The sequence below is a fragment of the Mesorhizobium sp. WSM4807 genome, from assembly GCF_055811615.1.
This window is the reverse complement of record NZ_JBVVQY010000025.1, coordinates 59038-70058: the sequence shown is the minus strand read 5'-3', so window position 1 is coordinate 70058 and position 11021 is coordinate 59038. Positions and strand designations below refer to the sequence as shown.

Sequence of the window (11021 nt, the reverse complement as noted above, 5' to 3'; positions counted from 1 at the left end):
TATGGTCATTCGATCTGGGGGCAGTGAATGTCGTCATCGCATTATACGCATGGATCAAGTGAAGCCGAGCAGCAACGGCTGACGGCTTTAAACAAGCGTCTTAATCAACGATGTCTCGACGCTGCACAGCTGGTTGTTGGCGAGCGGGTCGTCGATTTCGGTGCTGGGTTAGGGCAGTTTTCGAGAATGATGGCGCGGGCCACCGGTGTTCCGGTCTTGGCTTTGGAGCGAAGCCCGGAGCAGATAGCGGAGGCGCTACGACAGGCTGACGCCGATGGGGATTTGGCATTTCTGGAGATGAGGCAGGGTGACGTGCTTGCTCCACTTCTTACCGATAACGAGCTTGGACAGTTCGACGTTGCTCATGCGCGGTTCGTTCTCGAGCACCTACCTGACCCGTTGCTGCTTGTTCGCAACATGGCCGGCGCAGTGCGACCGGGCGGACGGGTGATATTGTCAGATGACGACTATGATGGGCTGCGGCTCTGGCCCGAGCCACCGGGATTTGCCTCACTGTGGCATGCCTATCAGCGAACCTACGACCGACACGGCAATGATCCAATCATCGGACGTCGCCTTGTTCAATTGTTGCATCAGGCCGACTTGCGTCCACGACGTATCACATTTGTCTTTTTTGGCGGATGCGCCGGCGAGCCTGACTTTGAGGCAGTTGTCCGGAACATTGCGAGCATCATCGATGAAGCGATGGACGATATCGTCGCTATCGGATTGCCTCGCCAATCCGTCACTGCGACGCTCGACGCCCTGATTGATTGGAGCAAGGAGCCGGACTCGGCCGTCTGGTTTGGAATGTCTTGGGCTGAAGCCGTTCGACCGGTCTAGTCGATGGGCTCTTGTGGTTCGTTTTGCCGTAACCAAGAGGTAGATTTCTGAACAGCGCGTCCGCTTTCGGTTGCCTCTGCCCTCGGGCGGAACGACCGAGATGCTGCGCAAAGCTGCCATTCTATATACCGCGCGTCCTCGCCCCACTCACCCCCCAGCCAACCGCGGCAGCAAAAAAATCTCCGCCCCCGGCGGCAATTCCTTCCCCCACGTATCGCGATAAATCACCCCATCGATCGCCACAGCAATCCCGCGATCGATCAAGGGCTCGAGGCCGGGATACTGCTCGGCCAGCTTTCTGAACAGCTCCCGAATATCCTTGGCCTCGATTTCGACCTTGCTCTTGCCTCCGGCGAGCGCGCCAAGCGATCCCCAGAGCGTTACCTCGACCATCAGCCTTCCCGTTCAGCCTCGATCGCCGCGAGAATCCGTGGCGGCGACATCGGGATATGCGTCATCCGCACGCCAGCGGCGTTCGACACCGCATTGGCGATCGCCGCCAGCGGCGGCACGATCGAGGTCTCGCCGACGCCACGCACCCCATAAGGATGGTTGGGATTGGGGATCTCGAGGATCTGCGTGTCGATCATCGGCAGGTCCGAGCAGACCGGGATGCGGTAGTCGAGGAAGCCGGGGTTCTGCAGCCGCCCGTCCTTGCCGTAGATGTACTCTTCGTTGAGCGCCCAGCCGATGCCTTGCGCCGCACCCCCCTGGTACTGCCCCTCGACATAGGTCGGGTGCACCGCCTTGCCGGCATCTTGCACGACTGTGTAGCGCAGGACCCTCGTGGCGCCGGTCTCCGGATCGACCTCGATATCGCAGATATGGGTGGCGAAGGACACGCCGGCGCCGTCGGCGACGAGCTCGCTGTGGCCGGCGATCGGTCCGCCCGTCTTGCCGGACGCGGCCGCGATCTCCTTCAGCGACAGCGCTGCAAGGTTGCCGTACTTCTCGCCTTTGGCGATAGCGTGGCCCTTTTCCCAGACCACGTCGTCGACGGGAATGTCCCACATCTGCGCGGCGCGTTCCCGCAGGATCTTGACGGCGTTGCGGGCGGCCGAGATCGTCGCCATGGAGGAGGAGAAGGTGCCGCGGCTGCCGTCCGTCATGTCGTTGTAGCCGAGGCTGGAGGTGTCAGCCACCACCGCCTTGACCTGCTCATAGGCGATGCCGAGTTCCTCCGCCGCCACCAGCGACAGCGAGGCGCGGGAACCACCCACATCGACCGTGCCGACGGCAAGCGAGACCGAGCCGTCCATGCCGATGTTGAGGTCGGTGCAGGTCTGGCCGCCGAAGTTGAACCAGAAGCCGCAAGCCATGCCGCGGCCTTGGTTCTTGCCCAGCGGCGCCTTCATGTGCGGATGGTTCTTCACCGCTTCCAGCGTCGGGCCGATGCCGATCGGGCCATATACCGGGCCGTAGGACGATCTGGTGCCTTCCTGGGCGGCGTTCCTGATGCGGAACTCGACCGGATCCATGCCGATCTCCTTGGCCAGCTCGTCGACGGCACTTTCCACCGCAAACGCCGCCATCGGCGCCGATGGCGCGCGATAGGCCGCGGTCTTCGGCCGGTTGACCAGCACTTCGTAGCCAACCGTCTTGACGTTCTCGAGCCTGTAGCAGGCAAACGCGGTCATGGCGCCAATCTCGGCCCACATGCCGGCATAGGGGCCGCAGGAGTAGCGTAGCGTCGCCTCGGCCGCGGTGATCGTGCCGTCCTTGCGGGCGCCGATCCTGACGTCAATCGAGGTGGCGCTGGTCGGCCCCGAGGCGCGGAACACCTCGTCGCGCGTCATGACCAGCTTGACCGGCCGGCCGGCCTTGCGCGACAGCGCCAGCGCCACCGGCTCGGCCCAGACATGGGTCTTGCCGCCGAAACCGCCACCGATCTCCGAGGAGGTGACGCGAAGCTTGGAGGCCTCCATCCCAAGCAGTTGGGCGCAGTGCTGGCGGTAGACGAAATGGCCCTGCGTGCAGACCCAGAGGTCGGCGGTGCCGTCCGAGCTGACGTTGGCCACGCAGGCATGCGGCTCGATATAGCCCTGATGCGTCTGCTCGGTCTTGAAGGAGCGTTCGACGACGTAATCGGCCTGTCCAAAACCCTGATGAACGTCGCCATGGCCGTACTGAGTGCGCTTGGTGACATTGGACGGCTTGGCGGGCTTTTCCTCGAGGCCCTCGGTGAAGATGGCGTCGTTGAGCACGGGCGCCGAGTGCTTCATCGCCTCGTCGACATCGGTCACATGCGGCAGCACTTCGTAGTCGACCTCGATCAACTTCAGCGCCTGCCTGGCAGTGCGGGCGTCGACCGCGGCGACCGCAGCCACCGCATGACCGTCATAGAGCGCTTTCTTGCGCGCCATGCAGTTGTCGAGGATGTCGTACATGGCGGAATTGCCATCGGTGAGGTCGGGCAGGTCGGCGGCGGTGATCACTGCCTTCACGCCGGGGAGTTTCTCCGCCTTCGAGGTGTCGATCTTCCTGATCGTGGCGTGGGCGTGCGGGCTTCTCAGAACACGCCCGACCAGCTGGCCGGCCATGTTGAAGTCCGCGCCGTAGCGCGCGCGGCCCGTCACCTTGTCGACGCCGTCGGGACGGATGGGGCGGGTGCCGACCGAGGTGAAATTGCGCCCCGCGAAACGTGGATCGAAATTCATCGTCATGCTCCCTTCATCACGTTTGCCGCGTCCTGGACGGCGCGCACGATCTTGTCATAGCCGGTGCAGCGGCAGAGGTTCCCGGCGAGGCCGAAGCGGATTTCCTCCTCGGTCGGGTCGGGGTTCTTGGCCAAAAGGTCCTTCGCGGCGATCAGGAAGCCCGGCGTGCAGATGCCGCATTGCAGCGCTGCGTGCTCAAGGAACTTCTGCTGCAGCGGATGCAGCGTGTCGCCATGCGCCATGCCTTCGACGGTCTCGACGCGCCGGCCTTCAGCCTCCGCGCCAAGCACCAGGCACGAACACACCAGCCGGTCGTCGAGGATGATGCTGCAGGCGCCGCAGTCGCCGGTGCCGCAGCCTTCCTTGGCGCCGGTCAGCCCGAGGCGGTCGCGCAGCACATCGAGCAGCGTCTCGTCCGGTTGGCAAAGGTACTCGAAATTGTCGCCGTTGATTGTCGTTGAGACTGCTACACCGGCCATCATCTGCCTCCTGCACGTGCATAGGCGGTCATGGCGGCCCGCCTGGCCAGCACACCCGCAACTTTCCTTCTGAATTCGATGGTGCCGCGCTTGTCGTCGATGGGCCGGCAGGCCCCCGAGCAGACCTTGGCGAGCCGCTCAAGTGCTGCTTCGTCCAGCTTCCTGCCGATGAGGGCCTCGGCGGCCTCTTCCACCAGCAGCACCGTCGGCGCCACGGCGCCCAGTGCCACGCGGGCCGCTTTGACGACACCCGCCTCATCGAGCGTCAGGTTCACGCCAGCGCTGACAACGGCGATGTCCATCTCCGTGCGCGGGATGAACCGCAGATAGGCATCGCCGGAGCGCGGCGGGCGCTTGTCGAGCAGGATGGCCTCGATGATCTCTCCCTTGGCGAGCGACGTCTTGCCCGGCCCGGTCGGCACTGCCTCTACCGCGACGGCGCGCTTGCCTCCTGGCCCGGCAATCAATGCCCTGGCGCCTGCGGCTACCAGTGCCGGCACGCTGTCGGCCGCCGGCGAGGCGTTGCAAAGATTGCCGACGATGGTGCAGCGTCCCTGCACCTGCTTCGAGCCGATCAGCTTGGCCGCCTCGACGACGCCCGGCCATTCCCCCTTCAAGGCCGCGCTCTCCCCCATCAAGGCGCAGGAGACCGCCGCACCGATGCTGAAGCCCTCCGCCGTTTCCCTGATTTCGCTGAGCCCATCGATCGCCTTGATGTCGAGGATCAGGTCGGGCTCGATAAAGCCGCCTTTCATCCTCACCAGGAGGTCGCTGCCTCCGGCGAGAATGGCGGCCGTGCCAGACGAGCCGGCCAACTGGCCAACGGCATCTTCCATTGAATGCGGACGTATGTAGCGCATCGTCTCCCCTTGATCATCGCACCTCTGTCGGCCTGTTATAGAGCCTTGGATCGGAATGGTCATCCGGTTCTGCATCAGCAGCGATTAGGCCAGGCGCCGCAAAACCGAGTCCCAAATCTACCCGAACTGGCGTGCGCCCGTGTCGGGACACTCTTGCAGTTCCGTCCGGATCAACCACTTTCTCGTTCCCGATCGACGAGACGAATGGCAACATTCCGCCCATATCGACCATCGGCGGTAGCCAGCTGACGGAGTCTGGGTCCTAGAGCCGCAGGGCGGCGGGCCCTTTGCCGGCGCGTTCTCGACTCAGGGCGCCGGGCCGAACTGGAGCAATTTGAAACAATCGCCGCTTCCCGACTTCAACTGCGTCAGGAAGCGTTTCGACCGATCGATCCATTCCTGGTGCGACCTGGCATCGGCCTCGATCTCGTTGACCGGTCCAAGGTTGACGAAGCTGCGCCCCTTGCTGAAAAGCCAGCACGCACGGCCGAGAAGTCTCCTACTGCGCTGGCGCAAGAGGTCGGCATCATAAAAGATGTCGAGCACCTCCTGCTTGATCTTTGCCTCCTTTCCAGGATTTGCGATCGCAACCGCGATCGAGTCTCCGCCGATCGCATCCTGCAGGTCCTTGTAGTCGAGGGCGAGCTGAGTGGTGGCATATTTGATCTCGCTCTCATCCCGGACGATGTTGAACCACAGCGCGGGATCGAGTTCGTTGACGACGAACGATGCTTCGAAATCGCGCGATAGGTTCAGGATCTCGAACCCTTGAACCTCAACATCGCGCTCAACCAGAAGGATCTCGGCGACCTGCTTGCCGAGTTCCGCCCCGTGCGCGCTGATCGCGGCGTTCGTTCCACCGAGCTCCGGGCTGATGTAAGGCCCGCCATCATCCAGCAGCACATCGAATTCGCCAAGGAATTCGACGACGGCGGCGCCGCGAGCAATGCGCGCGGCCAGTTTGGCGAGAGCCAGCTGGAGGTCCGTTTCGCGTTTGCGCTGGTCCTGATAATTCTGCTGAAAAAAGAAGATGAACAGAGAAACGCCAATTCCGATCAGGATCACGCCGAGCTGGGAAAAGATGTTGCGATAATATTCCAGCAGCTTTTCACGATGGCGCATGTCGTGGCGCACGCTGTGTGCCACACGAAGATTGACGATCAGCGAAAGGATCAGGAGCCCGGCACCGACCAGGATGAGGCCGCCGATAAGGAAATAGCCTTGCCCTGAGAAGGTACTGAAATCCATGCGTTTGCCAGCTTGCTGAAGCCCGAGACCGCGCAGACTAATACCATTCCGCTTCAACACCTACATCTTCGTAGGAGGCGTCAACGACCGGAAATGACCCTAGTCGGACGTTCCCGTTGGACGAGCACACTGCAACGATCTCGTATCCCATTCCGGACGTTCCGCTGCTCTTGCGGTTCGACAACAGCCTTTTCGCCACAACGTGGCGCCACGCGGCAAATCGGATTCGGTCGTCGTGAACGGTCGGGCGCTTCGGAGCGGGCAAGGGGCAGTTCCGTGGCGGGCGTTGGAGCGGTCGCTCGGATGTTGGCTCCGGGCCGCTGATCAGAGGCCCTGGTGATCAGGGATAAGGGTCCGCGGCCCGTCGCTGCTCAACGCGAAGTCGTGACCCTGAAGTGGTCGTTTGGCGGACAGCGATTAGCCCGGAAGCTCCGGCTATGTTAGAGTTCTGGCGATCGCATCGTCAGAGTTGAGCGCATTTGGCGCGACACTCTTGGCCATGACGCCACAATGGTCCTATGGAACGCAAGCTTGCAGCCATTGTCGCCGCCGACGTTGTAGCTTACTCGGCCCTGATGGAGGCGGACGAGGGAGGGACCTTCGAACGGCTTAGGGCCAGCCGCAGGGAGCTGTTCGAGCCCGAGATCAACAAGCATCACGGGCGCATCTTCAAGCTGATGGGCGACGGTTTGCTGGCGGAATTCGGCAGTGCAGTCGATGCTGTCGAGTGTGCGGTGACACTTCAGCGCGGCATGGTGGAGCGCAACGCAAGCGTCCCCGAAAGCGAGCGCTTCGAGGTCCGCGTCGGGATCAATCTGGGAGAAGTGATAGTCGAAGGAGACGATCGCTACGGCGAGGGTGTCAATGTCGCCGCTCGCCTGCAGCAGCTCGCTGATCCCGGCGGCATCTGCGTTTCAGAGAAGGTGTCCAAGGAGGTCGAGAAGAAGTTGGCGTTTGAGTTCGAACCCATGGGCGGGCAGCGGGTGAAGAATATAGCCGAGCCGATATACTGCTATCGCGTGAACTTGCAGTCGGCGAGAGCCACTTCGGCCGGTCGACCGATATCGCTGGAACTGCCCGACAGGGCGGCCGTCGCCGTCTTACCGTTCGACAACATGAGCAGCGATCCGGAGCAGGAGTTCTTCGCCGAGGGATTGGCTGAAGACCTGATCACCGACCTGTCAAAGGTGCCCGGCCTTCTGGTGATCGCGCGCAACTCCTCGTTTGTCTACAAGGGAAGGTCGGTCGACGTCCGATCGATCGCGAAGGATCTTGGCGTCCGCTACGTTGTCGAAGGCAGTGTGCGGAAGGCGGCGGCGCGTGTCAGAATCAACGCGCAGCTTATCGACGCGCGCGAGAATGCGCATGTCTGGGCCGACCGCTTCGACGGCGACCTGGCCGATGTCTTCGCCTTGCAGGACGAGGTTGTAGGTAAGATCGTTAGTGCACTTTCCGGTTCGTTGCCTTCGGCGCGCTCGATGCCTCGGCAGAGGACGTCGAATTTCGAAGCGTACGAGCTTCTGGTGCGCGGACGGACCTTGGTGACGCAGTCGCCAGACGCGAACAAAACCGCGCGTCCGCTCCTCGAAAGAGCGATCCAGCTCGATCCGGGCTTTGCGGAGGCGCATGCTTGGCTCGCGATGTCACACGTCTGGGGTTGGATGCACTGGGGAGAGACTGAGGAGCACCGTTCACTTGGTCGAGCGGAGGCTGAGCGGGCTGTGTCACTTGATCCAGGGAACGCCGGGGCGCACTCGATCCTGGGTTATATTTTACAATTCGATTTTAAGGCGGATGAGGCAGCGGCGGAATTTGCGACAGCGCTGAGGATCGACCCCAATCACGCCGACTCTTGGATCTTTCTCGCTGAATCGAAGGCGCATCTCGGTAACGCGGTCGAGGCGATCGAATGCATTCAAAATGCCTTCCGGCTGGATCCCTACCCGCCCGGACGATACTATTGGATGCGCGGATACGTGGAATATGCCGCGCACCGATACGAGGAAGCGGTCGACACCCTTCGGCATGAAACAACCTACCGGACAGGGTCGCGGCGGATTTTGGCGGCCGCCCTTGCACAGCTTGGCCGGACGGACGAGGCCAAGGAGGAAGCACGAAAATTCCTCGCCGCCAACCCGCATTTTTCTATACGGCAATGGGCGAGCACACAGCCGTTCCGCCGCGACGCGGATCGCCAGCATTTCGTGGATGGCTACCTAATGGCGGGTCTACCGGAATGACCCTCCGGCGTGCGCGAATGACCGTTCCTGGCGCGCGAAGCAGCCGTTCATTCGCGGGCGAGCGAGCGACGGCTTCTGTCGCGAAGCCGACTTCGTTCTAGCGCCGCGCTTTCGGCGGCCCAGCCTTCACCCACTACCCTTGGTGCCCTTGCCAGCCCTAAACCTCAACCCGTCCATCAGCAGCGACACCAGCCGGCGGGAGCGGTCGCGCCAGTCCTCGGTGTCGGGCGCTGAATAGATGCCGCCCAGCGCGTGCAGTACGTCGGAGGCGTCGCTGCGGATCGAGCCATCGGCCACCGCCGCTTCGATCAGCTGCCGCAAAGTCGCAGAAAATGCGGAGTGGAACTTGGGTCGCGACTTCGTCTAAATGTCCCCGGATCGAAACGAGCCAGCCTTCATTGGTCGCGGTGATTTCTGGCAGCTTCGCCACCTCCCGTAAGCCATCTTGCATCGAACCAGCGGTCCGCCGGCCCATCATAGGGCAGCCGGGTGACATCCCAGTGGCTGACGAAGCGCGCGTAGGCGTCCCACACCGGTGGGCCGCCGCCGATGAAAACGACACGGCCGGCAAAGCGTTGGAGCGTGTCCTCGGGATCCATGCTGGAGCGAACGACGACAAGTTCCCGATCCGCGCGAGCAAAATCCGGAACGCTCGCGATCGTCTTGGGGCCGGCGAGCAAGACGTGTCCTCTCGTGACGTCGAAAAACCGTGCAACGTCGGCGACGAACTCCGGCGACCGGTTGCCTTCCCAGGGAAGGCGCCCATCGAGGCCAATCTGCCCCGCCTGGCCGATGGCACAGACAACCCTAACGACAGTCTTCTTCATGAGTACTCCACCGATAGCCGGTCTGATCCCATTAGCGACGTTTGCACGTCATGCGGCGCAACGTGTTTCAGTAAGGCGTTGCGTCTGGCAACCGCCTCAAACGCTAATATTTGCCTTCATCTCTCAATCGATCGCGCTGCTCGTTCGCCGTGCATCTTCACGTGATTTGAAGGGGCCAAGGGCGCCGGTCGCGACCCTCGACGTTCACTTTAATATACCAGCGGCCGTCCATCTCCTCGACGTCGATCGCTGTCTGCGGACGCTTCGGCAATGAGATGGCACCATTTTCTGTTAGCCCAACGTGAGAAAAGCATTTCGCGGCACTTCGGGCAAATGCGGCATAGCAAGGTTGCAGCGGTGTTCGGGTGCCGAACGATCTCCGAAGCGCCTAATACTTTAGTTGTAATCTCTCATGTGTTTGATATCGTGACGACGGGAGGAATTCAGATGGCAGTGGAGTGCACATCCGCGCCCCATATGGGCGTTTTTTCAACCATTGAACTGGATCTCTTGAGGGGTGTGGTTCGGGAAATTTTGCGGTCCGGCCAAGCGGAGCTTGACAACGAGGACGCCGAAATGATCGCGCGCGCGGTCATCGCAACCTATAAGGACGGCGCCTCGGGTCGCGAGGAATTGCTTGAAGCCGCCCGGATTGCCGCCAGGCGCTGCGCTCTCGACCATTTTTACGATCGAGCAGTCGGCTTGTTCGCATAGGATTTCGCACCGGACGCAATTCAGCGCGGAGTTGCTCGTTCTTGCTCCGCTGGCATGTGCGGGGGGCAGTGCTAAAAGATGACGAGCGGGTTTACGGGCGACCTGTCGTCCCGTGTATTCGCCGTGGCGCAATTGTAACGAAAAGTTCCCAGCGCTGGCATTGGCACTTATGAATGACGTGTGGCTGTTGCTGTCCGCCGGTTTTCTAAGCTTGATGAGGCTAGGGAAGCAAAATGAGCGATGCGGACGAACACCTCGATCTGACGGAGATCAACGCCGTCCGCAGGTTGTTGACCTCAAAGCCACGACCGGTGGACTGGGACGAACGCCGGGCGCGGCTCGACGAGGTTGGTTCGGTGTGGCCGATTGCGGACGACATCCGATGCGAGGATGCGGTTTTTGACGGCCTCGAGGGAGAGTGGTCGCTAGCGCCTGAGAGTGACAGGGATAAGGTTCTGCTCTTTTTCCACGGTGGTGGCTACTGCTCCGGCTCTCTCCAAAGTCATCGTCGAATGGTGACCGAGGCAGGTCGAGCAATGGGAATGCGCACCCTCGCGTTCGACTATCGACGCGCACCGGAACATCCTTTCCCTGCGCAACATGAAGACGCACTCACCGCATGGCGCTTTCTGAGCCGGCAAGGGATCGCGCCGGATCGCATCGTGATTGGCGGAGACAGTGCGGGCGGCAACCTCACCCTGTGCTTGGTCAGTATATTGTGCGCGGCAGGGGAGCGGTTGCCGCGATGTCTTTGGCTGGTCTCGCCCTGGACGGACCTTTCGATGTCCGGCGCGACACTATCAACTAAGGACATGATCGACCCTATCATCCACCGGGCGTATTTGGAGGAACTGGCCACCGCCTATGTTCCCCATGGCGTTGGTCGGCGCGATCCCCTGATCTCGCCGTTGTTCGCCGATCTGAGCGGATTTCCCCCAATGCTGATACAAGTCGGTTCGGCCGAGACGCTGTTGTCGGACGCAACTCGGCTCGCGGAAGCCGCTGGCGCGGCTGACGTCAAAGTACGTCTCGAAATTTGGCCGTATATGATTCACGCTTGGCCGGTTTGGAATGCAGGATTGAGTGCCGGTCGCCGCACTCTTCACAGCGCGGGCATGTTTGTCCGCGAATATTTATAACCCTGGGTGAGGCA

Annotated in this window: 10 protein-coding genes and 1 pseudogene; 4 read left to right on the top strand and 7 right to left on the bottom strand. The window is 61.8% G+C overall.

Annotated features, from left to right (window positions below):
* The first annotated feature begins 27 nt into the window (after positions 1–27).
* Positions 28–843, top strand: a complete 816-nt coding sequence (locus AC0L3N_RS26070) for a class I SAM-dependent methyltransferase (protein WP_123150947.1) — start codon at positions 28–30, stop codon at positions 841–843.
* A 147-nt stretch (positions 844–990) separates the two neighbouring features.
* Here the strand turns inward: AC0L3N_RS26070 and AC0L3N_RS26065 are convergent, their stop codons facing one another.
* The 5 genes from AC0L3N_RS26065 to AC0L3N_RS26045 form a co-directional block, all read right to left on the bottom strand.
* On the bottom strand, positions 991–1236 hold the full coding sequence (locus tag AC0L3N_RS26065; protein ID WP_473550315.1) for a MoaD/ThiS family protein: 246 nt from the start codon (positions 1234–1236) through the stop codon (positions 991–993).
* The gene (locus AC0L3N_RS26060; protein ID WP_473550314.1) at positions 1236–3500 is read right to left on the bottom strand and encodes a xanthine dehydrogenase family protein molybdopterin-binding subunit; all 2265 of its coding nucleotides are present in this window, start codon (positions 3498–3500) and stop codon (positions 1236–1238) included. Before AC0L3N_RS26060 ends, AC0L3N_RS26065 begins: the two co-directional genes overlap by 1 nt.
* A 2-nt stretch (positions 3501–3502) precedes the next feature.
* Positions 3503–3979, bottom strand: coding sequence for a (2Fe-2S)-binding protein (locus AC0L3N_RS26055; RefSeq protein ID WP_473487593.1), 477 nt, complete (start codon positions 3977–3979; stop codon positions 3503–3505).
* On the bottom strand, positions 3979–4839 hold the full coding sequence (locus AC0L3N_RS26050) for an FAD binding domain-containing protein (RefSeq protein ID WP_473550312.1): 861 nt from the start codon (positions 4837–4839) through the stop codon (positions 3979–3981). Before AC0L3N_RS26050 ends, AC0L3N_RS26055 begins: the two co-directional genes overlap by 1 nt.
* A gap of 306 nt (positions 4840–5145) precedes the next feature.
* Positions 5146–6087 (bottom strand): hypothetical protein, encoded by a 942-nt coding sequence (locus AC0L3N_RS26045; protein ID WP_473550311.1) that lies wholly within the window; start codon positions 6085–6087, stop codon positions 5146–5148.
* Between the two features lie 518 nt (positions 6088–6605).
* On the opposite strand from AC0L3N_RS26045, the gene AC0L3N_RS26040 reads away from it, so the two are divergent.
* A complete protein-coding gene (locus tag AC0L3N_RS26040; protein WP_258124176.1) occupies positions 6606–8327 on the top strand; it encodes an adenylate/guanylate cyclase domain-containing protein in 1722 nt (573 codons plus the stop codon).
* A gap of 126 nt (positions 8328–8453) precedes the next feature.
* On the opposite strand, the pseudogene AC0L3N_RS26035 reads toward AC0L3N_RS26040, so the two are convergent.
* Positions 8454–8663, bottom strand: a pseudogene (locus tag AC0L3N_RS26035) (SbtR family transcriptional regulator); the annotation flags it as partial.
* Between the two features lie 59 nt (positions 8664–8722).
* Positions 8723–9154, bottom strand: coding sequence for a dihydrofolate reductase (locus tag AC0L3N_RS26030; protein WP_473550309.1), 432 nt, complete (start codon positions 9152–9154; stop codon positions 8723–8725).
* Between the two features lie 270 nt (positions 9155–9424).
* Between AC0L3N_RS26030 and AC0L3N_RS26025 the strand changes: the two genes are divergently transcribed.
* Together AC0L3N_RS26025 and AC0L3N_RS26020 are read left to right on the top strand one after the other, a co-directional pair.
* Entirely contained in the window at positions 9425–9868 is a 444-nt protein-coding gene (locus AC0L3N_RS26025; RefSeq protein ID WP_473550308.1) for a hypothetical protein, read from the top strand.
* A 233-nt stretch (positions 9869–10101) separates the two neighbouring features.
* A complete protein-coding gene (locus AC0L3N_RS26020) occupies positions 10102–11007 on the top strand; it encodes an alpha/beta hydrolase (RefSeq protein ID WP_123147974.1) in 906 nt (301 codons plus the stop codon).
* The last annotated feature ends 14 nt before the right edge of the window (positions 11008–11021 follow it).

Bases quoted from the DNA above. Each gene is read 5' to 3' on its own strand.
- AC0L3N_RS26070 (WP_123150947.1), top strand. From the start codon at position 28: ATGTCGTCATCGCATTATACGCATGGATCAAGTGAAGCCGAGCAGCAA.
- AC0L3N_RS26020 (WP_123147974.1), top strand. From the start codon at position 10,102: ATGAGCGATGCGGACGAACACCTCGATCTGACGGAGATCAACGCCGTC.
- AC0L3N_RS26040 (WP_258124176.1), top strand. From the start codon at position 6,606: ATGGAACGCAAGCTTGCAGCCATTGTCGCCGCCGACGTTGTAGCTTAC.
- AC0L3N_RS26050 (WP_473550312.1), bottom strand. From the start codon at position 4,839: ATGCGCTACATACGTCCGCATTCAATGGAAGATGCCGTTGGCCAGTTG.
- AC0L3N_RS26045 (WP_473550311.1), bottom strand. From the start codon at position 6,087: ATGGATTTCAGTACCTTCTCAGGGCAAGGCTATTTCCTTATCGGCGGC.
- AC0L3N_RS26060 (WP_473550314.1), bottom strand. From the start codon at position 3,500: ATGAATTTCGATCCACGTTTCGCGGGGCGCAATTTCACCTCGGTCGGC.
- AC0L3N_RS26030 (WP_473550309.1), bottom strand. From the start codon at position 9,154: ATGAAGAAGACTGTCGTTAGGGTTGTCTGTGCCATCGGCCAGGCGGGG.
- AC0L3N_RS26065 (WP_473550315.1), bottom strand. From the start codon at position 1,236: ATGGTCGAGGTAACGCTCTGGGGATCGCTTGGCGCGCTCGCCGGAGGC.
- AC0L3N_RS26055 (WP_473487593.1), bottom strand. From the start codon at position 3,979: ATGGCCGGTGTAGCAGTCTCAACGACAATCAACGGCGACAATTTCGAG.
- AC0L3N_RS26025 (WP_473550308.1), top strand. From the start codon at position 9,425: ATGAGATGGCACCATTTTCTGTTAGCCCAACGTGAGAAAAGCATTTCG.